The sequence below is a fragment of the Niabella pedocola genome (assembly GCF_021044425.1).
GTDB lineage: Bacteria > Bacteroidota > Bacteroidia > Chitinophagales > Chitinophagaceae > Niabella > Niabella pedocola.
In genome coordinates, this window is the sequence record NZ_JAJNEC010000004.1 from 91,039 (window position 1) to 117,247 (window position 26,209).

A 26,209-nucleotide genomic window follows, 5' to 3' on the forward strand; every position below is an offset into this window, starting at 1 on the left:
TATTCCACCGGTGATTTAAGTTTGATAACAGCAGTACTAGCGGGTAGTCTTTAAAGCCGTCAGTTCTTTTAATGCTTCATTAAAATTTTTATAACTCCATTTTCCAGCAACCGTTCCTTTTTTCAGGAGGTACAGCGTAGGATTGGTCCTTGCCGCCATGCGGATCATTACCCGGTCGCCTGCCAGTACATCCAGGTCTTTAAACGGCGTACCGGCTATGGCCTGCTTTACCGGTATCGCAGTACTGCTGATAATGTATACCGGTATTCCCTGCGCACGGGCATTTTGATAGACGGGCTCAAACCCTTTCTTCCAGTCGCTTACAGGGTGCGACATATCCTCGTTGAACAATAACAGGATATGACCCGCTTCCAGGAGCTGTTGTGTAATATTGTTACCGGCTGTATCTGTAAAATCAAAGCCCCGGATCTCGGGGATATTATTGGCCCCCGCTTTGATCAGTTTATCGTAACGATCAATAAATTTGTACGTGCTGTCATTAAAATCGGCCGGGAATTGTTCTGCATTAAACTCGATCTTTTTGCCGGCCTTTTCATATACGAATATGATCTCCGTGCTGTCCGGAACCGCATTCGCCGGTATTTTCAGTTTATCGGGAATAAAGCTTCCTTCTTTAAAGGGCAAGCAATCCAGTACCGGCAGGTACTTTAACGTATACCATTGCCCCAGGAAAGAAAACAGCGTAACCAGCACCATTAACACGGCTGTTGTTTTTTCCGAAAAGACCGGTTTGATATACCGGAGATTTATAAACAGGAACAGGATCAGCACCAGCAATATCAGATCTTTGATAAATGAGGTTTTGGAGCTGATGGGAATGCAATCACCAAAACAGCCGCAGTTGCTGAACTTGCCCGAAAGGTAGGCATAGCCGGTCAGGAAGGTAAAGAACACGATCAGCAGCAGCAATAACCAGGCGATCCATTTCTTTTTCCATCCCAGCAGTAGTGCAGCTCCTGCAATGATCTCAAAAGCGATCATAAGGATGGATAAGGTAAGGGTGATGCCGTTCAGCGAACTCAGCTTCCAGAGTTCAAAAAACTCCTGCATTTTATAGCTGAGCCCGATAGGATCGTTGGCTTTAATAAGCCCCGAAAAAATGAACAGAACTCCTACAATGACCCGGACGATTGCAACCAGTATCTTCATGCTGTTTCCTGTTTTTTGCCGCTCGCTTCGTTTTGTAAAATCAAGGCAAATACAGCATAGTTAATAATGTCGTTATAGTTGGCATCCACCCCTTCACTGATCAGTGTTTTATGATCGTTATCGAGGATCTGCCGTATGCGTTGCAATTTCATCAGGATCAGATCCACAAAGCTCTCCTGGCTCATCCCTCTCCAGGCCTCGCCATAATCGTGATTTTTATCCTGCATCAGTCTTTGGGCCGCACCGGTGTATTGATCATAATAGGTACGTACGGTTTCTTCCGGCAGGTCTGCCGGGGCATCCTTTGGCAGCTCCAGCTGTATCAGACCGATTACTCCATAATTAATAATCCCCTTGAACTCACCGGCAATATCATCGGCCACTTTTTGCTGTTTCAGATCCTGTATAGTACGGATACGCTGGGCTTTGATATAGATCTGGTCCACAATGGAAATGGTTCGCAGCACTCTCCAGGCCGTTCCATAGTCCTTGTTTTTCTTTAAAAACACATCCCTGCATTCGCTGATCACATTTTCGTATTGTGTATTTGTTTTATTCATAACGGTATTCTCTCAAACTTTAAATCGCACAATTGTTCCGGTATCAAACCAGCCAACATCTTATCTTTACGCTCAAAAATAACAAACAAATCGGGATGTTTACGCTTAATTGCCGGGGAAAGTTGCTTTCGCTTCAAAAGCCAGTTGTAATGGGCATTTTAAATATGACCCGGGATTCTTTTTATGCGCCGAGCCGGCATCAGGCAAGCGATGCTTTACTAAGTACCGCAGAAAGGATGCTGCAGGCCGGCGCCGCCATCCTCGATATCGGTGGTCAAAGCACCCGGCCGGGAAGCCATACCCTGTCTGCCGAGGAAGAGGCGGCGGCCGTGATCCCTGCAGTAGCAGCCCTGCACGAGGCGTTTCCCGATGCCATTCTTTCCATTGATACCTTCTATGGCAGCGTGGCCACCGCCGCTGTTGCCGCAGGCGCTTCATTGGTCAACGATATCAGCGCCGGAACCATCGACCCGCAGATGTTTCCAGCAGTTGCCGCACTCAATGTGCCCTATGTGCTGATGCATATGCAGGGCCGCCCGGATACCATGCAGCAGCACCCCTATTATGATAATGTTACCCAGGAAGTACTGGACTTTTTTATTGAGAAGCTTGCCTTGTTAAAAAAAGCAGGAGTAACGGATGTGGTACTCGACCCGGGGTTTGGCTTTGGGAAAACCCATGCACATAACTTTACGCTTTTAAAAGACCTGCGGCAATTTTCGATCCTGAACTGCCCGCTCTTATTGGGTGTGAGCCGCAAGGGCACTATTTACAGAACACTGGGAACAACAGCAGAAGGTGCGCTGAACGGCACAACGGTATTGAATACGATCGGGCTTATGAATGGGGCGCATATACTCCGGGTGCACGATGTAAAGGAAGCAATGGAAGCGATCCTGCTGCTGCAGCATTACCCGGAAACCATTCCTTCCTGTTTATAGCTCCAGGCGCCGGTACTGCATCCGCATACAAAATGAAGCCGGCATTTGCAAGCGGATGATTTAACTGCCATCTGTGGCAGGTATCCGGTTTTTTGCGGTTACATATTGGATTCAAGAACAGCGGTCAGCTGCCCTGCCGGCAATACACCGCTTTGCCGCCATACTACCTGCCCCTTTTTAAACAGGATCAAGGTAGGCACGCTCTGCACCTGATAAAAGGATGCTGCCTGCGGACTTTGGTCAATGTCTACCTTAATAATGGTTACATTTTCGCCTACTTTGGCCTTTACTTCTTCCAAAACCGGCTTCATCATTTTACAGGGGCCACACCAGGTTGCCGTAAAATCGACGAGTACCGGCTTTTCGCCATTGATCAATGTTTGAAATGTAGCTGCCATCTTTTTGTTTTTACAAAAGTATCAACAATCGCACCATTTCACATAGAAAACGGCCATCCTTTTGGGATGACCGTTCAAATATCAAAACGCTGACTGACTTATTTTTTATCGCCTGCCTTTGGAGACTCCGCCTTTGGTGCTTCCTGCGGAACAGGCATTACCGGTTGTTGTTGCTGCGGAGGTGCATCTCCCACATGGGTGATTTCCACTTCAAAATACAACGCATCGTATGCCTTAAATGGCGCGCCCTGAGGTGCTCCCTGTGTATAGGCCAGGAAACCCGGAATATAGATCACACCTTTTCCACCTTCTTTAAACTGTTTTAAACCATCTTCAAAACCGGGGATGGTTCCACCGGAACCTACCTGGGCCGTCATGGTATTGGCATCGAAAGGCTTGTCGCCCTCTACTGTTTTACCAGCATACTTCAGGGTTACGAATTTACCATCAGCTACCTGTGCGCCGGTACCGGGATTGTCTATTTTTACAAAAGTACCCAGTGCTGATTTCACAGCCGTAATGTTTTTCTTTTTCAGATACGCTTCCATGTCCTTGATCTGCTTGTCTTTTCCACCCGCTTTTTCAAACGCATCTACTACTGCTTTTTGCTTGGCTTCCTCTCTTTTCTGATAAGCTTCTCCTTCTTTCTGACGGTCGGCCATAGCCAGGCTATCCTTTTTAAATACTTCCAGTACTTTAAATGTAAAGGTGATTTTATCGCCTTTTTTCAGGAACGGAGGCATTTGAGCTTCCTGTATCTGTCCTTTCTTGATGAGGGAGTCTACAAAAAGAATCGCAATAAGGCTATCTCCTTTTTTCAATTTAGGCAGCACTTCCAGCGGGCTGTAGTTGGTTTGCTCCGGCATCAGCTGCTGAATGGGCATATACTCCGGCATGGTGTTGTAGGAATTATACATCACCGTGTCTTTTGCACCCGAAACGGTCTGGATCACATGAAATTTCAGTACGTCGCCGGTTTTTGTAGAGTCCTTGCTTCCGCCTTCGATGATTTTATATTTCAGGCCGGTTGCCGTCGTTTTAAAATCCGCGTTCTTACAGGCTGTAAAAGCTACTGCCGTAAACAGGCACAACCCGATTGTTTGTAATTGTTTCATTTTTGTTTTTGTGTTATTGTTTATTCAGATGTTACGTTGCTTGATTTGTGAAAACCGTTACATGTAAACTGGCTGCCTTATTGAACAAAGACAGCCAGTTCGCTTGTTTTTTCTTAATTATTTCTTTTTCCCTTTTCCTGCAGGAGCCTGAGGCTGCGTGATGATCTTCGTTTGAGGCATGGTATCACCCACTTCTGTAACTTCTACCTCAAAATACAAGGGTTCAAATTCTTTAAACGGAGCTCCCGGAGGCGGAGTTTTTCCGTAAGCCAGGAATCCGGGGATATAAATCACTCCTCTTCCGCCTTGTTTAAATTGACGCAGCCCGTCTTCAAACCCACGTATCGCCCCGTTTACACCAATCTGTGTAGTGAAGGAGTTCGGGCCTTCAAAGGTACTGTCGTTCAATACTTTTTTTCCGGTATATTTTACGGAAACAAATTTCTTGTCTGCCACAGGAGCACCGGTACCCGGATCGTCAACTTTTACAAAAGCACCCAGCGGTGTTTTTACCGTGCTGATATTTTTATTCTTCAGATAGTTTTCTACTTCTGCAATCTGTTTTGCTTTTTCACCGGATTTTTCCAGGGCCAGTTCCTCGTTCTTTTGCAGTTTTTCTATTTCTGCCTGGTAGTCTTTACGTGCCACGCTATCGGCGCTGAATACATCCAGTACTTTATAGGTATAAATGATCTGGTCGCCTTTTTTGAAATAAGGAGGCATTTGTGCTTCGGGTAACATACCTTTCTTGATCGCTGAATCGATGTAAACGATGGCTACAAGGCTATCGCCCTTTTTCAGGAACTTGAATACTTCAGCCGGATCATATATCGGCTGATCCGGAGGGTAAGGACGTGCACCTGTAAAAAAGGGAAGCTTTCCATAAGTATCTGCCAGTACGGTATCCTTATGCCCGCTAACCTTTACGGTCATGTTCATTTTCAAAACAGACCCTTCGCTTAAACTATCTTTACCTCCGCTTCCGAAGATCTTATATTTAAGTCCACTATGCGTGGTTTTAAACTCCGTATTATTCTTGCAAGCTGTAAAAGCAACTGCTGTAAACAGGAACAGCCCTACAGTTCTTAATCGTTTCATTTTTGTTTTGTATTAAATTATTGTAATAAATGCTCGTTCTCTTTCAATGCTTGTTTAAACCGGTTCACCGTTTCCTGCAGACTGTCTTTTGATCCGCCGCCAGAGGCATTAAAATGTCCGCCGCCGTTAAAATAGGTGCGGGCAAACGTGTTGCAATCAAAATGATCCTTGCTGCGGAAGCTCCATTTCCGCTCTTCCTCCCGGTCAATAACCAGGGCGGCCAGTTTGATGCCCTGTACAGACAACGGAAAGTTTACCAGCCCTTCTGTATCCCCGGTCTTTATTTCATACTTTAAGATGTCATATTTGGGGATTGCAATAAGCGCCGTATTGTATTCATAAAAGAATTCAAGGCGATGCGAAAACACATGTCCCATAAAACGCAGCCGGTTCTCCAGGAAATTATCAAACAGTAAACTGTGAATTTCTGTATGCCGGATTCCCTGCTCCATCAAACGGGCGGCCATATAATGTACCGCAGGTGTGGTGGCATCGAACCGGAATGAACCGGTATCTGCAATAAGCCCGGCATACAAACAGGCGCTGATCTCTTTATCCAGCATCTGTTCATCGCCTGCTGCCACAATCAGATCAAAGATCATTTCGCAGGTAGAACTTTTAGCCTGATTGCTGATACCATAATCAAAAGCATCCACATCCGGCTCCCGGTGATGATCGATCAGCACCTTCAAACATTGCGCCTTATACAGATCCTGCTCAAAATGCTTGGTGCGGTGAAAAATATTAAAATCCAGGCAAAACAGCCAGGTTGCCTCAGAAAGTGCCGCCTGTGCCTTCTCCCGTTCCTTGTCGTAGTTGAGTACATTACCGGCACCCGGCATCCAATTGAGCCAGGGCGCCCAGTTGGTAGGTGATACCACAGTAACCGTGTGGCCCAGCTTTCGAAGATAGTGCGCAAAACCCAGGGAAGAACCCATAGCATCCGCATCCGGCTTTTGGTGCATGGTAATCACCACTTTAGCCGGCTGTCTTAAAATAGGAAATATATCTGTTATTGGTTTCAATGAGGCGCAAAAATAGGTAAATCTATGATTTAGAGTGGAGGATTTTTCCTAAATTTGCCGGCCAAATTAAATTAAATCTTAAAATGAGTAATCGTACTTTTACTATGATCAAGCCGGATGCTATGAAAAACGGGCATGCAGGCGTTATTATTGATCGTTTTATTAAAGAAGGCTATAAAATCGTTGCATTAAAAGTAACCCAGTTATCAGCCGACAAAGCCGGTGAGTTTTATGCCGTGCATAAGGAACGTCCTTTTTACGGAGAACTGGTAGCATTTATGAGCAGCGGCCCCATTGTAGCCGCTATCCTTGAAAAAGAAAACGCAGTTGCTGCATTCCGTGAGCTGATCGGCGCCACCGATCCTGCAAAGGCCGCAGAAGGTACGATCCGTAAACTGTATGCTACCTCATTGGGTGAAAATGCCGTGCATGGCAGCGACAGCGACGAGAATGCTAAAATTGAAGGTGATTTCTTCTTTAGCGGACTGGAGCGCGTACATTAAAATTTAGCAGACTCTATAATTGAAAAAGCCGGCTCTTGTAAGAGGCCGGCTTTTTAATGCTCTTTGCCACATCCCTATCGCACTTCCGGTACGGAAATGATATTTGAGGATAAAACCACATTCTGCGACAATCCTCTTTGATGAACGGGATGGTACGTTGCCATTTTTTCTTCTTCCTGCATACGGTGATTGGCAATGAATAAAAGAGAGGGCACTGATGTAAGAAAAATCAGTAAAAGAATAGATAGTAAGCGTTTCATAAAACCGGTTTTTAATATAGTTAACTATGGAGTAAAAGGCTGGCGGCAAGGTAGTAAAAAAACCGCTGCCACGCCGTTTCTGCCATTATTATTTTATTAAGTCTTTCAGCCGCGACCTGGATTTGTTGAATACATTCCGGCCGAGATCGATCCCTTTTCGCATTTCCTTTTGTTGCTCCTCCGGCAGATGTATAAACTCCTGACAGGCGGTACTGCAACAGTTGTCGTATTTTGTTCTGCATTCCTCACATTGAATAAACAACAGGTGACAGGCGTCATTTACACAATTTACATGTGTATCTGAAGGTTTGCCGCACTGGTGGCAACGGGCAATGACTTCTTCGGTTACCCGCTCCCCTAACCGCTGATCAAAAACAAAATTCTTGCCATGAAATTTGTTGGCCAGTTTTTTTTCCTTGATCTGGTTCACATAATTGATAATTCCGCCTTCCAGATGGTACACATTCTTAAAACCCCTGTGCAGCATATAAGCGGAGGCCTTTTCACAACGGATACCTCCCGTGCAGTACATAATAATATTTTTATCCATATGTTCCTGCATCATATCCACTGCCATCGGTAGCTGGTCACGGAAGGTGTCGCTGGGGATCTCTATCGCATTTTCAAAATGCCCCACCTCAAACTCATAGTGATTCCTCATGTCGATCACGATTGTTTCAGGGTCATTTGTTAAATTATTAAATGCCCCGGCATCCACATACTTCCCTTTTTTGGCCATATCAAATTCCGGATCGGTGATGCCATCTGCAACGATCTTCTCACGTACTTTTATATCCAGCACATAAAACGATTTTCCGTCATCATCTACTGCAATATTCAAACGGAGTTCGTTTAATGCCGGCGTTTGGCTTAAGACGGACCGGAGCCGCTCCAGGTTGTCTGAGGGTACACTTATTTGTGCATTAATGCCCTCAGCAGCAATATAAATACGCCCCAACACGCCAATAGCGGAAAAAGACTTATAGAGTGTGTTGCGGTAAGCAACCGGGTCCTCTATTTTGAAATAACAATAAAAAGAGATGGTGGTACGCGGTGTGGTATCCTTTAAAATGCGCTCTTTTAGCTCCCTCCGTGATATGCGGTTGTGCAATGCCATAGTCTGTTGAAATTTGAACCGCGGGTATCGCGATAATTAAAATTTTAATTGGGCAGTTACAGGCTGCACCAAATTTCACCGCAAAAGTACTGGTTTTTGGCCAGCCAGACAAATTCAAAACGCCTGTTGCTCATAGGCTTTACGCAAAAACCCACTAAAGCGGAAAATAAAACTAAAAAAATAGTTGTTAAACTAATAATTTAGTTTTAACTTGCTGTAAATACGATTTCATGAAACAACTTACAAAAGCCGAAGAACAGATCATGCAGGCATTATGGCAGCAGGGTCCTATGTTTTTAAGAGAGATCCTGGAACTCCTCCCTCCTCCCAAACCGCACCAGAATACCGTTGCTACCATTCTCAAGATACTGGTGGAAAAAGAATTTGTAACGGTAAATGTGTTTGGGCGGCAGCACCAGTACGTACCGGCTGTAAGTAAAGAGGATTATTCAAAAAAAACCATGCGGCAGATTGTAAAAGGATATTTTGAGGGGTCCTTCAGCAACGTTGTATCTTTTATGGTGAAGGAAAACAATCTGAGCATCGAAGAGCTTGAACAGTTACTGGAGCAGATCAAACGTCAGCAATCAAAAAAATAAAAGCCATGTTCCCCTATCTGGTAAAGATGGTTGCCTGTTCAGCCATTTTGTTTGGATACTACTATTGCTTCCTGAGAAATGAGCGGTTTCACCAATACAACCGTTTTTTTCTCCTTGGCATCGTTTTACTCAGTTTTTGTTTGCCGCTGCTGAAGCTGCCACTGCTCACCCCAGGTAGCATGGATGCGGTATTGCAAACATGGCAGCGCCTTAGCCCGGCCCCTGTTACCCTTGACGAAGTAGTGGTTTCCAGCAACACCCGCACGGTTTTTCATCCACAAAACGGGCTTACCTGGTGCTACGCCGGTGTGTCCCTTTTACTCAGCATCAGACTCTTTATGGCCTGCCGGAATGTATTGAAATTAAAAAAAGGGCAACCCGGTAAACGCATTGGCCGGATACGGTTATTCTGGTCGGATCACCCGAAGACACCGTTTTCGTTTTTCAACTGGATGTTCTGGAATCCCAGGCTCTCCATGCATTCCCCGCAGGGAAAACAGATCTTCCGGCACGAATGGTATCACATACGGCAAAAGCATAGCTGGGACCTGTTCTTTATTGAACTGGTATGCGTTTGCTGCTGGTTGAACCCGTTTTTCTTTCTTATAAGGAAAGAGCTTCATACGCTGCATGAATTCCTGGCCGACCGGCATGTGACCCGGTCCACGGACCGGTTTGATTATGCGCAACTATTAGTACGTCATTCCCTGGGCGCGGCCCATCATCCGCTCATGACGCCCTTTTTCAATACCGATCTGAAGCGAAGAATTGCAATGCTTACCCAAAACCGGCAACCCGTTTTGCAGTACCTGAGGAAAGCAATGGCATTGCCTGTCATTGCCACGGCGCTGTTCCTGGTTTCCTTTGCACCTGTAAAAAAGGCGCTTTTGGCGGTCTCCTTTGCATTACCGGGTCCTGAAATACATGCGGAAGCATTCTCTGGCATGCCGGCCAACACCGGAGGCCTGCAAACAACATCAAGGGAAGAGCTCCGGCAGCTGGGCCCGGCACGGCAGCCGATCAGCATGGCTGTGCCCATATCAAATGGAGTTAGTGCAGCAACCATTCCATCGATCGAGCTGCCACCGGCCGAGCAACCGGTAGTGGTTTTTCCAACTGCCGATACCCTTCCCCGTTACCAGGAACGCGGACCGGAGATCTTTACCAAAGTGGAACGCGACGCTAGCTTTCCCGGCGGACCCGACGCATGGAAACAATTCCTGCAGGCAAACCTCCGGTTCCCCGAAAAAAATAATGCCCCTGCAGGAACCTACACCGCCATTGTACAATTTATCGTAGACCGGGAGGGTGCCATCAGCGATATAAAAGTTATTGCAGACCCCGGTTATAACTTTGGTGCCGAGGCAAAGCGCGTCATTCAGCTTTCCGGAAAATGGAATCCGGCCCTTCAAAACAAACGGGTTGTTAAAGCCTACCGGAAACAACCGATCACATTTAATGTATCCTAACTAAAACCTGATGCAGTATGAAAACAATTGCCATTTATTTTCTACAGCTTTTTTTATGCTCCGGCCTGCTTTACGCCTACTACCTGCTTTTTCTCAAGAACAGGAGGCTGCACCGGTTTAACCGTTTCTTTTTACTCGGCAGCTTTGTGCTCAGCATGGCGGTGCCGTTTATTAAAGTGCCATTCTATGTTTCCTTAACAAAGGATAGCAATATCAGTATTCAAACGCTGGTAAAATACAATGAACTCCTGTTGCCGGAAGTAATCGTATCGTCGCGGCAATCATCCGGGCCGGAAGGCGTCCAGCTCTGGTACCTGCTTTATATAAGCGTGGCGCTTTTCTTTTTTGTAAAAATCGCGGCCGGTATTCTTGCGCTTGTAAAAAAACGGGTGAACAGTAATGTACAGCGGTGGCATTCAATCCGCATTATCGAAACAAAGGATCCGTCTGCCCCCTATTCTTTTTTTAACTGGCTGTTCTGGACGCGCAGTGTGGATGAATATTCCGAAGCCGGTCAAAAAATACTCCGGCATGAATGCCATCATATCCGCCAATGGCATAGCGCAGACGTGCTATTTACAGAAATCCTTACTGCTATGGCGTGGATGAACCCGTTTTTCTGGCTGATGAAAAATGAGCTGAAAGCCGTTCATGAATTTTCGGCTGATGCATTTGCGGCCCGCGATGCAGATGAATTTGAATACGCGGCACTGCTGGTTACCGAGGCCCTTCACATCAAACAAAAACTGCTGGTACACCCATTTTATAATAACCAACTAAAAAGAAGAATTACAATGTTAACAAACGCAGCGCACCACCGCTATTATGCATTAAGGCAATGGATGGCATTACCCCTGTTCCTGATTGCAGCCACTCTGTTTATGGTCAGCTGTCAGTCGGCCGATCAGCAAACCAAACAAACGAAGGACTCCCAGGCACCTGTTCCGGCCGTTGTTGTCCATGACAGTACCGAAAAGGCATTATCACCGGCCGTTCCTGAAACTACGGCAACTGCTGCACCTGCCACCGATTCAGTTAAGGTATCCGTAAAAAAATTCACCCCACCCAAAATCGTGAAAGACGCCGGAACGAAAGAAGCAAAACGTTTGGATCCACCCGTTGTGATAAGGGATGAACCAGAAGTGTTTACTAAAGTAGATCAGGATGCCCGGTATTCGGGTGATTGGTCCAGGTACTTAACGCAAAACCTCCGGGGCGAGGTTCCCGTGGAAAACGGAGCAAACCCGGGTAATTACCAGACGATTATTCAGTTTGTTGTAGATGTTGAGGGCAATGTCAGTGATGTGAAAGTTATCAAGGATCCTGGTTATGGAATGGGTGCAGAAGCCGTACGGGCAATTAAACAATCCGGGAAATGGAAACCGGCAATGATGAATGGCAAAAATGTAAAAGCCTACCGGAAACAGCCAATCACATTCCAGGTTACAGAGGGATAAGGAATCTCTGTTCAATAAAAACCAACAGGGATGCCTCAAATCTGGGGCATCCTTTTTTAGTGGGAATCCCCGCAATTTTTAGCATCCCAGGAATAAAGAAACGGAGTATGTTTAACGGCTATGTTTGGAAAATCATTGCTTGCTGCGCGCGTGCAGATAGGATCCGCTGAGTGATGCCAGCCCGGTTACCAATCCGCCAATAATACCGGTGATAACAGCCAGCAGCATCGGTTTTTTTCCAATGCCCAGCAACAGCCCGATGCGACCCGCCAGAATGCCATCGTTAGCTGCATTGATGCGCCAGGCCAGGAAGAGCCAAAGCAGGAATACAGCGATAAACCCCGACCAAAAAGAAGGCGCCGGCTTTTGCCGCAGCAACACGGCTACCACAAACCCGGCCACCGCAATCCCCCACCAGGGGAAGTACATACCGGAGATATAAGACAGTACACCAATGGCAACGATGCTTACAAAAAACTTCATGTTCATATCTATTAAAACGGTAACCGGCGATGTATCCGGCGTTTATTATTGTTTTACAAAATTCATCCGCCATTTCACCCGGGCATCTCCCTGCTCATTGCTGCCCATCATCCATAACCGGTAATAGTTGCCGGTTACCCAGGTATCAATTGCATTATCATAAAAACGGCTTCCCGGATTTCCGCTCTGCCCTCCAGGATAAACACCGTAGGCTTCCGTGGGTGTTCCCAGCTGCACCACCATGCGCCAGCTGGGACCATGACTTTTTTTAACGGCGTTGATGATATTGCCCCACCCGCCTACATTGAGTCCCGTATGCGCAAAAGGCAGTAACGCATCCTTTAACAAATGATATACACTTACATCTTTAAACCTTGCCCATGCTGCACGGCCGTCTTTTTCAATACCGGCCATCATTTTCGCCGTTTTATTGAGGGCATCGGTAACCTGCAGTTGTATCGTTTCCTGTTCGGGTGTATTGATATTATCTACATACCCCATAACCGTAGGATCCTTCTTCAGTAATTCCATCAGTGTTTCTTCCGCCGGCAATTCCACCTTAAAACCAGCCCGGGCCATTTCGTCCTGCCAGATATTGATGGAAAGCGAATCCATCCATGTCTGATAGACGGTTTGTGCCACCGAAAGCGGGCCGGCAAACAGGTCCCAGTTCTTTACCTGGTCATAATATTTTTTTGCACCGGGGCTCAGTTGATCGGTATCCGTATAGGTTAATAGCAAGGGTACCATATCGCGAGCCATGATGTTGAAATAATTGTTCTGCAGCTTCATCATATCCTCCGCGGTAATATGACTCATGGAGCGCAGATACAGATCTATGGCGCTGGCCCGGGGTGTGATATAGGCCCCCGGAATATAATACGGATATGTACTGTCTGCCGGCCGCTGGTTGGCACTGAACAAATAGCCGCGCGCCGGGTTTACAGCATGCGGATTCTCCTCCTGCGGAATAGCTGTCTGCCAGTCATAACGCCTGTCCGTTCCGGGCATTACATATTGTCCCTGGTTATTCCATCGTGCCGGAAACCGCCCCTGCTGCCACAGCGCAATGGTACCGGACTTGGATGCAAAAACAAAATTCTGGCCGGGACATTCAAAGAATTTGATGGCATTTACATAATCATCGTAATTCTTTGCCCGGTTCAACAGGTAGAACGCATTTCCGTCGTCACCGGTATGATGCGCCATCCACTTAACCGCCAGCCCGTTCTGTTTTGTCAATGTATCCCTGAAACTTTCATCATACATTACCGGACCAAAAACGGTATAGGCTACCGTATCATAAACCGTAGCACCGCCTTTTACCTTAATAGCCTCGATCCGCTGCTGTGCCGGCTTCCACTGGTCTTCGAACCAGTAGGCATTCCGCCGGCTGTCTTTAAACCGGATCGCATAATAATCTTTTACATCCCGCTGGGCATTGGTAACGCCCCAGGCAATACTATCGTTAAAACCGATGATCACGTACGGACTACCCGGCAACGTGGCACCATAGGTTTTGGTTTGCGGGGTACTAAGCTGCATTTCATACCAGATGGAAGGAAGGGATAATTCCAGGTGCGGATCATTTGCCAGGATGGGTGCATTGTTTGCCGTTTTGCTGCCGGCCACCACCCAATTATTACTCCCGTTATCCCGGTCGGGCGTATATTGTTCAAAGGCTGTTACCGGGGGCTGTTCTTTAAAATAAGCCGAATCTGCACCGGCAGGCGTCACCGGCGTAACAGCGGGTTTGGCAAATGCAGTGCCCGGCGGCACGATCGGCTTCAGCGAATCCGGTACCTGCGGATACAGCAAATTGATCTGACTCGTAGAAAAAACCTGGTGCAACCTGGAATAGGCCAGGTCTTTTTCAGTTCCCGAAGCCAGCATTTTGGCCATCATTTTCAGCAGTAATGCGGTTCTTAAGGTGGTCCACTCTTCCGGTTCAACGTTCAGGATCTTGTATTCGAGTGGAAGATCGCTTTTCCTAAGCGAATGAATATACGCATTGATACCGGCCGTATACGCCGTGTAAACGGCATGCGCCTTCGGATCTTTCTCCATAGCCTGCAGCGAATTTTCCGCCGCAAATTTCATTCCCAGCCGCCGCTGTTCGCGGTCATAACTGATCGCCTTCGGCCCGGCAATTTCGCTCACCCGGCCCTCCGCAGCCTTTGTTTGCAGATCCATTTGAAACAGCCGGAACTTTGCATGCAGGTAGCCCTGTACAAAATAAAGATCTTCATCATTCTCTGCAAATACATGAGGCACGAGGCGTTCATCAAAACAGACCGCCACCTTTCCTTTTAATTGCGGAAATGCCAGATCGGCGTCAAAACGGGCGGCCGTGTCTTCGGCATTTTGCCAGAAGCCCGTTTGTGGACTTAAGAAGTTACCAACAGGCATGGGTACTTTATCGCCCAGGGGTCTGTTTAGCAGGTATACCAGCAGCAGGGTAATGGCCGCAGTGAACAGAAAAGGAAAAACTCTCATAAATAGACCTTGTATCAGCAAGTTAAGGATTAAAAATCAATCCGGAAAGCCGGCTAAAAAAAAGCAATGCGGTCCTCTTTTCAAAAGATACGCCATCACCGGCCTCATCCTGTTTTTTTAAAGGAAATACCCGGTTGTAGTTAAGGTGCAGGGCCAAAGAGCCGGGCAAGGACAAACATATGGATATTCATCTTTAAAATGTTATGCCGAATAGAAGCTGAAACAAGTTCAGCTTGACAGACTCCTGGGTCACGCAGGACCCTTCCGGGATCTGTTCCTGTTCCAGCAACTGACGGCACAGGCGCTGAAATAATCCCGATTGCTCGGGACAACAAAACGAAAAAAATAATCCGTCGTCTGAAGATGTGATCCAAGGCTTCTTCCCGGGCTCACCAAATATAAGCTGAAACAAGTTCAGCTTGAAAAAGGAAGATTTTCGCTTGCCGTCACCCTGAACTTGTTTCAGGGTCCATGTGCATTAAAAAGATGCCGGAGAAACTTCAACTTGACAAAAAGAATAATGACGAAAGCATCATTCAGGTCAAATCTCACAACAGAACGTCCATGAAAATAATCGCCCGTGCCATTTCGGTTACTTTTTCTTTACCGGCGACGCTTCCTCCTTTGCTTTTTTCCTGCCCGATTCGATCAGCGCCCGCTGTAACAGGTATTCGATCTGCCCGTTCACACTCCTGAATTCATCGGCAGCCCATTTTTCCAGCAATTGGTAAGCCGCCTGATCGATGCGCAATACAAAGCTCTTCTTATCTTTCAAGGTGCCGTTTTTATTGATACAATGTTCCGGCGTTTAATACCGGCGTTGCAGCTTTTTCACCGCAGAGTACTACCATCAGGTTGCTTACCATGGCCGCCTTGCGCTCATCATCCAGCTCCACAATATTGTCTGCCGACAACTTTTTTAAGGCCAGGTCTACCATTCCAACTGCTCCCTCCACAATTTTTATCCGGGCTGCCACAATGGCTGTTGCCTGTTGCCGCTGCAACATTGCTCCCGCAATTTCCGGCGCATAAGCCAGATGACTGATCCGCGCTTCCTGTATCAGGATCCCTGCCGGCTCCAGGCGTTCGGCCAGTTCCTGCTCGAGGATCTTGTTCACCCGTTCGCCGCCATCCCGCAAGGTAATTTCGGCCTGTTCATCCTCCATCGTGTCGTAAGGAAAGCTCACAGCCAGGTGCCGGACAGCCGCTTCACTTTGGGTACGTACATAATCGATATAATTGGCTACCTGGTAGGCGGCTTTGTAGGTGTCGCCTACCCGCCAAACGATCACGGCCCCAATCTCGATGGGATTGCCCATCTTGTCATTTACCTTTAAAGTTTGTCCCTGAAAGTTCTGGTACCGCAAACTGAGCTTATAACTACCATACAGGGGATTTACAAAAAACAATCCGTTCTCCTTAACAGACCCTACATACTTTCCAAAAAAGTTTAATACCCTTGAATGATTGGGCTGTATGATCATCAGCCCCTTTAAAAAGAAAAGGCTGAGCAGTACCAGCAAAATACCGGCAACGATCCAGGGAGCCTGATGTTCCGCGTTTACAAGCAGATAGATACCAACTCCGGTAAGCGCAATTGCAATAAACAGCGCCAGATAGCCGGACATGGGTTTTAATGACTTCTCCATAGCTTTAATTTAATATTAAAATGATATCATAAAGATATAAAAAAGCCCTACCGGTTCAAAATTTATTTTTGTGCATTATTTATTGCTGCCGGGACAAAAGGGATGCAATGCGGTCGGCAATGACGCGGTTCCCTTTATCTGAGGGATGCAGGCCATCATACGTGAGGCCTATAGCCGCTTCGGGGTACGGGTAAACATCCGTTTCCGGATGAAACGGAATTGTTTGAAAATACGGATAGGCATAGCTGCGGTATTTACCGGTTGCAGGATCTTTTAACCACTTAAACCGCACCAGGTCTTTTTCCTTTAGCCCGCGATCGTTGTACAGATCGATACATTCCAATCCTTCCATCGCTGCTATATTTTTTATAGCCGCAGCTACCTGTTGTAACGACTGTCCGTCTTTATCCTTATACGACCCCCAGGCATTGTTCTTCATATTAAACAGGTATACAAAATCGGTTCTCCGCATGGGTGTTATCAAAATGATGCGGGCATGCGTATTAAGCTTGCGCAGCCGGCTTACAATGATCCTGAATGCTCCATAGATCGTACGATCGCCGGATGCGTTTTTATAATCATCTACCGATCCTACAGGCCTTCCCTGCCACCAGTCGTTCGTTCCCAGCAATACCGTATATACATCAGCATAAGGGATATACAGTGAATCAAAATTTGCAGCAATGCGTCCCGCCGTCCAGCCATTATAGCCCTTATTTACATAGTGTACAAAGGGCAGTTGTTCCGCCACCATCGTCAGATACCCTTTCGTAATACGGTTACCGGTTTCGTCCAGGTGCTCATTCAGATAAGTGATGCTATCGCCAATGGCCACCCACTTTATTTCCTTCTTTTGAAACCCGCTTGCCAGGAGTAAAAAGAGCAACAGTGCAATCGTTCGTTTTTTCATTTATGGAATGATTTCAAACAGGAACACCTGTGTTTTTTGTTCCCTGCTAAAATTGTTATCGGAAATCAGTAATAATGAATAATGCCCGTTCGCCAGTTTCGGGCCCAGGGTAATGCCTTCCACGTTGTCGATATAGCGCCCCAGATCGTTCATATTCAATAACAGCCTTTTTGATGCAGGCCGGTACGTTTTATCAATATGCAACCCGTTTTTTCCCGATACGTCTGTTGAGCCATCAAGATCTGCTTCATATATTTTTATGGTGCAATACGAATTCCCAATCGAAAACGAGCGTTCCATTACCAGCAGGCGATGGGCATCAATGGCCATGATCTCTGAAATACCATTCACCCGGAATGCGGTGGCCGGATCGGGTTTACGGGCCACGGCGTCCAGCAGGTAAGCATATTGCGTCACGGGCTTCCGGGATACAGCATCGTATTTCAGGATTCGTACCGGTGCACCGGCGTAATCGACATCGGCCTTGGGCCCATCCTCAAACAGCGGCTCCTCCACACTTACAAAAAGATGCCGGTAATCGCCGGTAAAAGCCAGCCCTTCAAATACCCCGTTTACCCGCGGCCCTTTTTCCGTTGTATGCACATGCATATTTGAGGGCAGTGCAAAGCTATCCCTGTAATGTCCCTGCAGATCCATTTCCCATATCCAGGGATCTTTGATATTGATGATGCCGTTCCGTTCTGCACGGTCACCCTCGCTGGACCATATCAACCGATTGGTTGTTGGGTTAAAACGGATGGATTCGGGATCCGCGGCTTCCTGGGCCCCCTCTTTTAAAGAAGGGAACGTTTTACCATTGGCCATTTTAAGGGTTTGCACCCCGGTAAAGAACAGGGTATCGATCTTATTACCGGAGATTTTGATACGCGCTGTATAAAAACGCGAAGGACTGGTGGCCGACCGTTCATCGCTAATGATAAAATACTGATCGCCGCTGCGATCGTAATCAATACCCGATAAGCCGCCCACCCAGGTGCTTTTATATTGCAACTCAAAAGGGAGCTCATACACATCCAGGAATTTCAATTGCTCGATGGACAGGGGTGCAGCCGGATGCGGTAAAGAAGCAGAGGTGTTCCGCTGTACAGCACATCCGGTTACGAGGAAAATAAAAACAGCTAAAATTGAAGATTTCATACCTTTAAAACAGGTACAAAACTAAAGTTTTTTTTACCAAGTGCGCGGTATTCGGAACCTGTTGAATGATGCCTTTAAATGCAGTAACAAGTTTGGCAAAACACTCGGCGAAAAACAACGCCGCACGTATTCCTGCAACACTACTAAAACTGAATTGTACCTTAACTAAAGCAGGATAGCGATTTCTTATAAAGCTCCGAAAGCGTCTGGCAAGCCTGCCAATGCACCGGGATAGGAGAAAAAAAATGTTACAAGCCTGTAAGCCGGATTCTGTATCCCGCCCGGGGCGGGATGGTTATCATTTATCTGTTCAGAGAGTTGCCTCAATGAATCCATCTACCTACCCTTCCTGCCATCCCGCCGTAGCGAAATTGTAAACGAGCAACTCACATTTTAAAACGGAACGTTTTAAAAAGCAGGATTTACATGGTATTTCAGCATACAAGGTTTACCCGTATTCAACATTACTGCTAAACACCGTGAGCTCTTACCTCACATTTTCACCCTCATCCCGCCCAAAAGCAGGACAGTTATTTTCTGTGGCACTGTCTGTTGTTCCGCCTGAGGCGAAACACCCGGCTATTCACCGGTGTATTGCTCTGTGCTGTCCAGACTTTCCTCCCATTCGCAATGCGAAAGGCGATAACCCGGCTTGTAACCCTGCAAAGTTAGAATCTAAAATTCAGAATGCAAAACCGGGGCATTACCGGGATGCCAGCAATTGCTGCTCCTAATATTTAAAATGGATCTCCGTTGCGCCGTAACCGTAAGAAGGGTGATACTGGTTTACAAAATAGCGCACCTCTTTTTTCCGCCGCAACGCATCATGGATCTCATCCCTGAGCCGCCCGGTTCCTACCCCATGAATAATGGTGAGCATGGGCTGCATATGGGCTACAGCCAGGTTGTAAAATTTTTCAAACGTATCCAGCTGAAGCGTCAGCATTTCAAAGTTATCCATGCGTGCCGCATTGTCCGTTAACTTCTCAATGTGCAAGTCCACCACGCTTCTTGCCGGCTCCAGGTGTTTACGTGCTTCTTTAGCGTTATACACTTTAAATTTTTCGCCCAGTTTGCTGAGCGACGCTTCCATAGGATCCGCTTCCGGTGCCTTATCCGGATAAGTGTCAAACAATTTATAGGAGAAGGTTGCCAGGTTCTTCTGCCGCAGCTCTTCGATCTTTGCAAAGAGCTGTTTGGGTTTTATTTTAACGGAGGTTTCAAAATGCGTTGCCTTCTGTTTATTTGGCTGTGCCAGCGAAAACTCAAACTCAAAAGAAGGGCTATCGCTCATGTCTGCAAAAGGCACATCATGAATGTAGAAGTTTTGAAAGGGTTCTACCGTATTCTTCAATTCAAATTCCGGATCGCCAAAAAAGCCCAGGGCATATTTAAACTGGTAAGTAGTGCGTGTATTGTTAACAAGGTGCACCTTCAGCAGCTCCACTACTTCATCCCCAAACTCGTCGGTATCTGAAACCGGCAAAAAATTCAGCCAAACGCCGTCTTCTTCTCTTTCAGGAGCCTTCTTTTCCTTTTTAAGATCGTCTACAAATTTCCGGGGCGGTGCCTGCGGTTGCTTTTTCTTTTGGGTAAAATTCTTAAAATACGGGAAATCAATCTGGTCCAGGTATACCGGAAACTTTACACCGCGTACATCAACCATTACCATCTTATCGTTAATAAAATCAACGATGACACCTTCTTCGTCGGAATGAAGGATTAAAACTTTATCGCCTATCTGATATTTCACACGCAAATATACGTAGCGTACCGTTATCAATACAGCTGCCGCCGTGAAATGAAGGTTTATTACAGGGGCTGCCGCTTATGCAACGCGAGCCTTGTTTCTTGCCCTGACACCTTGTTATGGTTACATTAGATAAAACGCAGCTATCAGCCTGCTTTTTTTGCCAGCTTGCTGTTGCGGTATCCGTACAAGAAATAGATCGCCAATCCGATCGCCATCCATACAAAAAACCATAGCCAGCTGATCGCCGGAATTTCGGTAAGCAGATATAAACAGGATAAAACCCCCATTACCGGAACGAATGAGTATTTCCGGATGACTGTTTTAATGGTAATTACCGTGGCCATAACCAGGAACAATAAAAACAGGATCTCCTGGTACCCCTCATTACCGATATTGCGGAACGACTGAACCGTTCGCTCCCTGAACAGGTAAATAAATATCAGCAGCAATACGGGAATAATATAACGTCCGTTGATATAGGGAATTCTAAACTTACCCACTTCCTTGCTTACCGGCGGCAGGATCAGCAGGCCGCCGCAAACCAGTATAAATGCAAATAAGGTTCCGATACTTGTCAGGTCGGTCATGAGGCTGCTTTCAAGGAACAAAGCGCCAAATCCCACAATGACACCCGTTAACAGCGTAGAGAAGGACGGGGTCTTATACCGGGGATGAATTTTCTGAAAGATCCGGGGCAGCAGCCCATCCCGGCTCATGCTCATCCAGATCCTCGGCTGACCGATCTGGAAAACCAGCAATACCGATGTGGTTGCCACAACCGCACTGACGGAAACGATTTTTTCTACCCAGGGTGCTCTTTTTTCAAAGACAAAGGCCAGTGGGTCCGATACATTTTTAAACGATGCATAGTTTTCGATACCTGTAAGTATAAGCGCAACCGCAATATACAATACCGTACAGATCACCAATGAATAGATCATACTCCGCGGCAGATCGCGCTGCGGATTCCGGCATTCTTCCGCCGTTGTGGATATGGCATCGAACCCGATATATGCATAAAAGACCGCCGAAACACCTTTCAATACGCCCTCAAAACGGTTGGGCAAAAAGGGCGTCCAGTTATTGGTATCTACAAAAAATGCGCCCACAACAATAATAAAGATGATCACCGCGATCTTGAACATCACCATAAAATTGGCCGATTGCTTACTTTCCTTTATACCGATATAGGCCAGCCAGGTAATGAGTGCCGTAATAATAAAGGCCGGAAGATTCAGGAATACAGGCATGGTGCCGATCTTTGGCGCAGCGTTATACGCCTGGATCGCAAACTGATGATTTTTCAGCTCTTCCGGCGTAAGGCCGGCGGTATTACCCGCCAGGGCCTTTACGGCTCCCTGGTATGCGTTGACGGCCGTTTCCGGATCCACCAGCAACCAATCGGGCAAATGGATATGAAATACATGCACCAACAGGTTATTAAAGTAGCCGCTCCAGGAAATAGCCACTACGATGTTACCGATTGCATATTCCAAAATAAGCGCCCACCCAATTACCCAGGCAACAATTTCACCAAAACTTACATAGGAATACGTATAGGCGCTGCCTGATACCGGAACCCGGCTGGCAAACTCGGCATAGCATAAGGCCGAAAACCCACAGGTAACAGCGGTAATAACAAATAACAACGATACCCCCGGCCCGCCATGATAGGCAGCACTGCCGATGGTTGAAAAAATACCGGCGCCTACGACTGCGGCAATTCCCAGAAACGTAAGATCTTTTACAGTTAGTATTTTATTAAGGCCGTGCAGCTGCTCTTCTGGTTCAGCAATAATATTTTCTATCTTTTTTTTCCGAAAGATCGAGCCCCCCATCTATGATGAATTTTAGTGAAAATATTATAAAATGATGAGTTTTTTTAATTTATCCGTCTAATTTTCTCTTTTTACCAGTTGTTGCGCCAGTCCTTTAAGGGGTGTTTTTCGTTTTGAAACCACCGCCATATCGTCAAAATGCTGCAACGCCTCATTTAAAAAGCGGTGTTTAAGCTCAATAGCCCAGTTATCAATATTGCAATCCTTGTAAATTTTCAACACGCGGTTTACCTTATCCGGATCATTGCCTGCCAGCAATCCGTTCAGTTCCTCCTTTTGTGTGCCCTTCACTTCACCAAGGGCTTTTATGAGCAGGAAGGTCTTTTTGTTAGCCAGAATATCGCCCCCGGCCTGTTTTCCAAACTTTTCCGGATCTCCGAAGGCATCCAGGTAGTCGTCCTGAACCTGGAACGCCAGACCGATCTTTTTTCCTGCCTGGTATAAAAGATCCAGATTGCCAAAACTTCCGCCTCCCAGGATACCGCCCATCTGCAAACTGGCGGCCAGTAAAACGGAGGTCTTTTGGGTGATCATCCCCAGGTACTCCTCCATCGTTACATCATTGCGCTGCTCAAAATCCATATCCAGCTGCTGTCCTTCACAAACCGCAACAGCCGTATGATTAAACAGTTCCAGTATCCGCTGTATCAGCGAAACATCGATCCGGGAAATATATTCATAAGCCCGTATCATCATTACATCGCCGGCAAGAATGGCGGTGCTTTCATTATATTTCGTATGTACAGTTTGCTTTCCCCTGCGCAACGGTGCTTTATCCATGATATCATCATGGATCAATGTAAAATTGTGGAATAATTCAACGGCAGTAGCTACATTCCAGGCATCGGGGTGTATATCTCCGAATAATTCGTTCGCCATCAGGCAAAGTATAGGCCGCAGCCGTTTTCCTCCGAGCGATAAAAAATAATTATTGGGCTGGTACAGCGTATGTGGCTCCTGCGGGAAATGTGTTTTTTCAAATGTTTCCGAAAATAAAGCGGATAATTCTTCGAATGTATGCATGGCTCAAAAATAACGGTTCTTGCTCAAAAAAGAAGTTTCGAAAACCCCTGGTCCCGAATTCATCCGTCATCCCCGGACCGGTACCCTTCCTGCCGGCCTCATTTTCCCATACAAACCGCCGGCCGCTTAAACCGGTACTGCCCGCGCAGGATGTTCAACGGCATATGAACGGCCATTTTTTACATACCCTTTGTTTTCCTGCTGCCCGCGGATCAAACAACATGGCGGTGCAAAAACAGTTTTTAAACCCGGCCCCTTGTCCGTCTTTTGTTACCGCGATTACTGCCCGGCCTTCCCTCAGTTTTTTCTTTGATCGATCCGGGGCTTCTTTTTGATATGCCCGAGCCTCTTGCCTTTGCAGAAGCCTCCATTTCATGGGTTATAGATGCGGCAAACACAAGATCCCACTCTGTTCCTGTCGCACAACGATATCGTTATATTTCATTTGCAATTGAATTGAATATTTACTAATTCCCCGGGCTGCTCAGCGGTGGATATAATATCCATTCGCTGCATATATGCAGGGGCCGGGAGCTGTTCCATCTGCTGCCACTCAGATTCCCGGCTTATATAATTGCTGTATATACACGGAATATAAGATAATGGGTATTTTAGTACTCAGCAGCCTCCACTCTGCCATACTGCACTTTTTTTGCAAGCCGGAGAAAGACAGGATAAAAACATTTTCAATTGCATTTTTCACGATGTGGTCTCCCTTTTCATAGATCGCGTCTACCATGCGCATGCATTTTATCACAACGGGCAGATTGTGCGCAGTGAGCATTCTTTTTACAAAACGCACCAGTACCTGCATTATTTGGAGGGCATTTCCAAATTGCCGGGTAGTTTCCAGTTCATGCACTATGGCGGGTAACTCATCTTCGATCATCGCCGGAATTTCATATTGATTCATATTTTCTGATTTATGCATCCTTGTACCCAAATTCATTCCAGCAGTAAGGCGCAATCATAAAATCCATTAGCATTCAACACATTAACAGGTTAGCGCCGTTAATGCTCCAAATTGGCAGCCTATCAAAATGAAAAAACCATTTCAAAATGAAATGGCTGTAGTGTCATAGAATATTATGTACTCTGCATCCGGGGCGGTGTGGCATTATTGCTTTTTCTTTCTGCCCCTGCCACCTTTTGCGGGTGTGTCTAACGTCGCCGGCTTTACCCAATGATAGTCGAGATAACGTTTCTCCAGATTGGCCGCCACCACCTGGATGCGGACCTTATCCCCCATGGTAAACTTAATGCCGGTGCGCATACCCACTATGGCATAATCGGCCTCGGAATGTTTAAACACATCGTACTCGGCCAGACTGGTCATACCCACCATACCTTCGCACAAATGGTCAACCGTTTCCGCCCAGAAACCAAATTTGGAAACCCCGCTTACAATGGCATCGAATTCTTCACCCACAAACTGTTGCATGTACTCTACCTGTTTGTACTTGTTGGCGCTACGCTCTGCCTCCATGGCGGCCCGTTCGCGCTCGCTGCAATGTTTGCATTTTTCCTCGAGCTTCTTGTCTACTTTAGCCTTGTCTTCCAGGATCTCCAGCAAAATACGGTGTACCATAATATCCGGATAACGGCGTATAGGCGATGTAAAATGACAGTAATTCTCAAATCCAAGTCCGTAGTGGCCAATATTCGAAGAAGTGTATTTTGCTTTCGCCATCGTACGGATACCCAGCTGTTGCAATACGGCTTCCTCCGGACGGCCTTTTATGTCTTTTAATAATTTATCAAAAGAGGCTGCAATGGTTTCTGCACTTGAAATATCAAATTTGTATCCGAACTTATGGGCAAAGGCCACAAAAGGCAATAATTTTTCTTCATCCGGTGTGTCATGGATCCGGTACGGGAATGGCAGTGTCTTATTATTGATCTTTACTTTTGAAGCGGTTTCCGCCACGTATTTGTTGGCCAGCAGCATCAGTTCCTCAATCAGCTGATGGGCTTCTTTACTCACTTTTAATACAATGCCGGTGGGTACACCATTCGCATCCAGTTTAAAGCGTACCTCTGTGGAGTTGAAATTGATGGCCCCTTCGTCAAACCGGTTCTGGCGCAGCCGCTGGGATAATTTGTTAACCAGGGTAATCACTTCCGCATGGTCGCCCTGGCCGGTTTCAATGATCGTTTGCGCTTCCTCATACGTGAACCGCCGTTTGGAACGGATCACCGTTTTCCCCAGCCAGTATTGTTTTACTTCTGCTTTTTCATTTAACTGGAAGATCGCGGAAAAGGTAAGCTTGTCTTCATCCGGTCGTAAGGAACATAATACATTGGATATATGTTCCGGCAACATCGGATTTACCCTGTCTGGCAAGTACACCGAGGTAGCCCGCAGGTATGCCTCATCATCAAGCGCCGTACCGGGCACCACATAATGACTTACATCGGCAATATGCACGCCTACTTCGTAGTTGCCGTTCTTCAATATGCGGAACGAAATGGCATCATCAAAGTCCTTGGCATCTTCCGGGTCGATGGTAAATGTGAGAATGTTACGGATATCCTTCCGTTTTGCCAGGTCTTCCTTTGTAATAGCATCCGGAATCCGGTTGGCCACTTCCATGGCTTCATCCGGGAACGATAACGAAAACCCTTTTTCGAGCAGGGTTTCTTTCATCGCAATGTCGCCGGCCTGTGCATCACCCAGTATGGAAACAATGGCGCCTACCGGGCGCTTGTCTTCTTTTTCCCAGCGCAACATTTTGGCTACTACCTTTTGCCCGTTCAATGCCCCGTTGAGGTGTTCCTCCGATATATAAATATCCGGCAATCCTTTTTCTTTATCGCCCAGTACAAAACCAAATCCTCTGTTTAACTGAAGGTTACCAATGAATTCCGTACGGTTCCGCTGTACCACTTCCATGATCTTGCCCTTGAGTTTTGCATCATAGCCCGATGTAAGTTTTACACGAACCACATCCCCGTCCATCGCATTGCGCAGGTCTTCCGGGCGGACCATCACATCCTCTTCCAAACCAGGAACGATCACAAATCCTCTTCCGGATTTTGTTACCTCCAGTGTTCCCTTCAGCAATTGCTCTCCCCCAGAAGATGATTTACTCTTTTTCTTCTTTACTTTTTTTGCCATAGAATATTTGTGGTTTTTCAAAGTTTTGAATAAAATCCCCGATCAAGGTATCAAATTTTTTGCTCCCGT

24 protein-coding genes and 1 other RNA gene are annotated in these 26,209 nt (G+C 46.5%); 5 read left to right on the forward strand and 20 right to left on the reverse strand.

All coding sequences use genetic code 11. From position 1 onward, the window contains the following. Positions 1-36: 36 nt before the first annotated feature. Together LQ567_RS04195 and LQ567_RS04200 are read right to left on the reverse strand one after the other, a co-directional pair. The gene (locus tag LQ567_RS04195; RefSeq protein WP_231002853.1) at positions 37-1,170 is read right to left on the reverse strand and encodes a BT_3928 family protein; all 1,134 of its coding nucleotides are present in this window, start codon (positions 1,168-1,170) and stop codon (positions 37-39) included. Further along, positions 1,167-1,730 (reverse strand): DUF1599 domain-containing protein, encoded by a 564-nt coding sequence (locus LQ567_RS04200; protein ID WP_231002854.1) that lies wholly within the window; start codon positions 1,728-1,730, stop codon positions 1,167-1,169. The genes LQ567_RS04195 and LQ567_RS04200 overlap by 4 nt, the downstream gene beginning before the upstream one ends. 149 nt (positions 1,731-1,879) lie before the next feature. Here LQ567_RS04200 and folP point away from each other — a divergent pair, with 149 nt between their 5' ends. Continuing rightward, the gene (folP, locus tag LQ567_RS04205; RefSeq protein WP_231002855.1) at positions 1,880-2,671 is read left to right on the forward strand and encodes a dihydropteroate synthase; all 792 of its coding nucleotides are present in this window, start codon (positions 1,880-1,882) and stop codon (positions 2,669-2,671) included. Between the two features lie 98 nt (positions 2,672-2,769). On the opposite strand, the gene trxA is transcribed toward folP, so the two are convergent. The 4 genes from trxA to LQ567_RS04225 form a co-directional block, all read right to left on the reverse strand. After that, entirely contained in the window at positions 2,770-3,069 is a 300-nt protein-coding gene (gene trxA / locus LQ567_RS04210; protein WP_231002856.1) for a thioredoxin, read from the reverse strand. 98 nt (positions 3,070-3,167) lie between these two features. Beyond that, positions 3,168-4,184, reverse strand: a complete 1,017-nt coding sequence (locus tag LQ567_RS04215) for an FKBP-type peptidyl-prolyl cis-trans isomerase (RefSeq protein ID WP_231002857.1) — start codon at positions 4,182-4,184, stop codon at positions 3,168-3,170. 117 nt (positions 4,185-4,301) lie between these two features. Then, the gene (locus LQ567_RS04220) at positions 4,302-5,282 is read right to left on the reverse strand and encodes an FKBP-type peptidyl-prolyl cis-trans isomerase (RefSeq protein ID WP_231002858.1); all 981 of its coding nucleotides are present in this window, start codon (positions 5,280-5,282) and stop codon (positions 4,302-4,304) included. Between the two features lie 17 nt (positions 5,283-5,299). Then, on the reverse strand, positions 5,300-6,307 hold the full coding sequence (locus LQ567_RS04225; RefSeq protein WP_231002859.1) for a DHH family phosphoesterase: 1,008 nt from the start codon (positions 6,305-6,307) through the stop codon (positions 5,300-5,302). A gap of 83 nt (positions 6,308-6,390) precedes the next feature. On the opposite strand from LQ567_RS04225, the gene LQ567_RS04230 reads away from it, so the two are divergent. Next, positions 6,391-6,810: a nucleoside-diphosphate kinase gene (locus LQ567_RS04230; protein ID WP_231002860.1), complete on the forward strand. Its 420-nt coding sequence runs from the start codon at positions 6,391-6,393 to the stop codon at positions 6,808-6,810. Positions 6,811-6,884: 74 nt separating this feature from the next. On the opposite strand, the gene LQ567_RS04235 is transcribed toward LQ567_RS04230, so the two are convergent. Both LQ567_RS04235 and trhO read right to left on the reverse strand, forming a co-directional pair. Further along, positions 6,885-7,070: a hypothetical protein gene (locus LQ567_RS04235; RefSeq protein WP_231002861.1), complete on the reverse strand. Its 186-nt coding sequence runs from the start codon at positions 7,068-7,070 to the stop codon at positions 6,885-6,887. An 88-nt stretch (positions 7,071-7,158) separates the two neighbouring features. Further along, positions 7,159-8,187, reverse strand: a complete 1,029-nt coding sequence (gene trhO / locus LQ567_RS04240; protein ID WP_231002862.1) for an oxygen-dependent tRNA uridine(34) hydroxylase TrhO — start codon at positions 8,185-8,187, stop codon at positions 7,159-7,161. A gap of 230 nt (positions 8,188-8,417) precedes the next feature. Between trhO and LQ567_RS04245 the strand changes: the two genes are divergently transcribed. The 3 genes from LQ567_RS04245 to LQ567_RS04255 are packed head-to-tail and all read left to right on the forward strand — an operon-like array spanning position 8,418 to position 11,712. Further along, on the forward strand, positions 8,418-8,786 hold the full coding sequence (locus LQ567_RS04245) for a BlaI/MecI/CopY family transcriptional regulator (protein ID WP_231002863.1): 369 nt from the start codon (positions 8,418-8,420) through the stop codon (positions 8,784-8,786). 5 nt (positions 8,787-8,791) lie between these two features. Continuing rightward, a complete protein-coding gene (locus tag LQ567_RS04250) occupies positions 8,792-10,255 on the forward strand; it encodes a M56 family metallopeptidase (protein ID WP_231002864.1) in 1,464 nt (487 codons plus the stop codon). Between the two features lie 17 nt (positions 10,256-10,272). After that, positions 10,273-11,712: an energy transducer TonB gene (locus tag LQ567_RS04255; RefSeq protein WP_231002865.1), complete on the forward strand. Its 1,440-nt coding sequence runs from the start codon at positions 10,273-10,275 to the stop codon at positions 11,710-11,712. Positions 11,713-11,844: 132 nt separating this feature from the next. Here LQ567_RS04255 and LQ567_RS04260 read toward each other — a convergent pair whose 3' ends face one another. From LQ567_RS04260 to rnr, 12 genes are all read right to left on the reverse strand, one after another. Continuing rightward, positions 11,845-12,195: a hypothetical protein gene (locus LQ567_RS04260; protein ID WP_231002866.1), complete on the reverse strand. Its 351-nt coding sequence runs from the start codon at positions 12,193-12,195 to the stop codon at positions 11,845-11,847. A 45-nt stretch (positions 12,196-12,240) separates the two neighbouring features. Beyond that, the gene (locus LQ567_RS04265; protein WP_231002867.1) at positions 12,241-14,691 is read right to left on the reverse strand and encodes a penicillin acylase family protein; all 2,451 of its coding nucleotides are present in this window, start codon (positions 14,689-14,691) and stop codon (positions 12,241-12,243) included. A gap of 592 nt (positions 14,692-15,283) precedes the next feature. Further along, positions 15,284-15,466, reverse strand: coding sequence for an Arc family DNA binding domain-containing protein (locus LQ567_RS04270; RefSeq protein ID WP_231002868.1), 183 nt, complete (start codon positions 15,464-15,466; stop codon positions 15,284-15,286). Between the two features lie 10 nt (positions 15,467-15,476). Then, positions 15,477-16,340: an SPFH domain-containing protein gene (locus LQ567_RS04275; RefSeq protein ID WP_231002869.1), complete on the reverse strand. Its 864-nt coding sequence runs from the start codon at positions 16,338-16,340 to the stop codon at positions 15,477-15,479. Between the two features lie 79 nt (positions 16,341-16,419). Beyond that, positions 16,420-17,250 carry an SGNH/GDSL hydrolase family protein gene (locus LQ567_RS04280; RefSeq protein WP_231002870.1) on the reverse strand — a complete coding sequence of 277 codons (831 nt, stop codon included), beginning with the start codon at positions 17,248-17,250 and terminating at the stop codon, positions 16,420-16,422. After that, complete coding sequence (locus LQ567_RS04285) at positions 17,251-18,408, reverse strand: esterase-like activity of phytase family protein (RefSeq protein WP_231002871.1); 1,158 nt, start codon at positions 18,406-18,408, stop codon at positions 17,251-17,253. It abuts the gene before it with no gap. Positions 18,409-18,651: 243 nt separating this feature from the next. Beyond that, positions 18,652-19,067: RNase P RNA component class A (gene rnpB / locus LQ567_RS04290), an RNA gene on the reverse strand. A 71-nt stretch (positions 19,068-19,138) separates the two neighbouring features. Continuing rightward, positions 19,139-20,161, reverse strand: coding sequence for a Smr/MutS family protein (locus LQ567_RS04295; RefSeq protein ID WP_231002872.1), 1,023 nt, complete (start codon positions 20,159-20,161; stop codon positions 19,139-19,141). Positions 20,162-20,304: 143 nt separating this feature from the next. Next, positions 20,305-21,999 carry an amino acid permease gene (locus LQ567_RS04300; protein WP_231002873.1) on the reverse strand — a complete coding sequence of 565 codons (1,695 nt, stop codon included), beginning with the start codon at positions 21,997-21,999 and terminating at the stop codon, positions 20,305-20,307. A 57-nt stretch (positions 22,000-22,056) separates the two neighbouring features. Beyond that, complete coding sequence (locus tag LQ567_RS04305; protein WP_231002874.1) at positions 22,057-23,022, reverse strand: polyprenyl synthetase family protein; 966 nt, start codon at positions 23,020-23,022, stop codon at positions 22,057-22,059. A 553-nt stretch (positions 23,023-23,575) separates the two neighbouring features. Further along, positions 23,576-23,935, reverse strand: a complete 360-nt coding sequence (locus tag LQ567_RS04310; RefSeq protein WP_231002875.1) for a DUF7674 family protein — start codon at positions 23,933-23,935, stop codon at positions 23,576-23,578. Positions 23,936-24,139: 204 nt separating this feature from the next. Beyond that, positions 24,140-26,140 carry a ribonuclease R gene (rnr, locus tag LQ567_RS04315; protein WP_231002876.1) on the reverse strand — a complete coding sequence of 667 codons (2,001 nt, stop codon included), beginning with the start codon at positions 26,138-26,140 and terminating at the stop codon, positions 24,140-24,142. Positions 26,141-26,209: the final 69 nt, after the last annotated feature.

Coding starts and splice junctions, on each gene's coding strand:
- LQ567_RS04195 (WP_231002853.1), bottom strand. CDS start 1,170: ATGAAGATACTGGTTGCAATCGTCCGGGTCATTGTAGGAGTTCTGTTC.
- LQ567_RS04200 (WP_231002854.1), bottom strand. CDS start 1,730: ATGAATAAAACAAATACACAATACGAAAATGTGATCAGCGAATGCAGG.
- folP (WP_231002855.1), top strand. CDS start 1,880: ATGGGCATTTTAAATATGACCCGGGATTCTTTTTATGCGCCGAGCCGG.
- trxA (WP_231002856.1), bottom strand. CDS start 3,069: ATGGCAGCTACATTTCAAACATTGATCAATGGCGAAAAGCCGGTACTC.
- LQ567_RS04215 (WP_231002857.1), bottom strand. CDS start 4,184: ATGAAACAATTACAAACAATCGGGTTGTGCCTGTTTACGGCAGTAGCT.
- LQ567_RS04220 (WP_231002858.1), bottom strand. CDS start 5,282: ATGAAACGATTAAGAACTGTAGGGCTGTTCCTGTTTACAGCAGTTGCT.
- LQ567_RS04230 (WP_231002860.1), top strand. CDS start 6,391: ATGAGTAATCGTACTTTTACTATGATCAAGCCGGATGCTATGAAAAAC.
- LQ567_RS04235 (WP_231002861.1), bottom strand. CDS start 7,070: ATGAAACGCTTACTATCTATTCTTTTACTGATTTTTCTTACATCAGTG.
- trhO (WP_231002862.1), bottom strand. CDS start 8,187: ATGGCATTGCACAACCGCATATCACGGAGGGAGCTAAAAGAGCGCATT.
- LQ567_RS04245 (WP_231002863.1), top strand. CDS start 8,418: ATGAAACAACTTACAAAAGCCGAAGAACAGATCATGCAGGCATTATGG.
- LQ567_RS04250 (WP_231002864.1), top strand. CDS start 8,792: ATGTTCCCCTATCTGGTAAAGATGGTTGCCTGTTCAGCCATTTTGTTT.
- LQ567_RS04255 (WP_231002865.1), top strand. CDS start 10,273: ATGAAAACAATTGCCATTTATTTTCTACAGCTTTTTTTATGCTCCGGC.
- LQ567_RS04260 (WP_231002866.1), bottom strand. CDS start 12,195: ATGAAGTTTTTTGTAAGCATCGTTGCCATTGGTGTACTGTCTTATATC.
- LQ567_RS04265 (WP_231002867.1), bottom strand. CDS start 14,691: ATGAGAGTTTTTCCTTTTCTGTTCACTGCGGCCATTACCCTGCTGCTG.
- LQ567_RS04275 (WP_231002869.1), bottom strand. CDS start 16,340: ATGGAGAAGTCATTAAAACCCATGTCCGGCTATCTGGCGCTGTTTATT.
- LQ567_RS04280 (WP_231002870.1), bottom strand. CDS start 17,250: ATGAAAAAACGAACGATTGCACTGTTGCTCTTTTTACTCCTGGCAAGC.
- LQ567_RS04285 (WP_231002871.1), bottom strand. CDS start 18,408: ATGAAATCTTCAATTTTAGCTGTTTTTATTTTCCTCGTAACCGGATGT.
- LQ567_RS04300 (WP_231002873.1), bottom strand. CDS start 21,999: ATGGGGGGCTCGATCTTTCGGAAAAAAAAGATAGAAAATATTATTGCT.
- LQ567_RS04305 (WP_231002874.1), bottom strand. CDS start 23,022: ATGCATACATTCGAAGAATTATCCGCTTTATTTTCGGAAACATTTGAA.
- LQ567_RS04310 (WP_231002875.1), bottom strand. CDS start 23,935: ATGAATCAATATGAAATTCCGGCGATGATCGAAGATGAGTTACCCGCC.
- rnr (WP_231002876.1), bottom strand. CDS start 26,140: ATGGCAAAAAAAGTAAAGAAGAAAAAGAGTAAATCATCTTCTGGGGGA.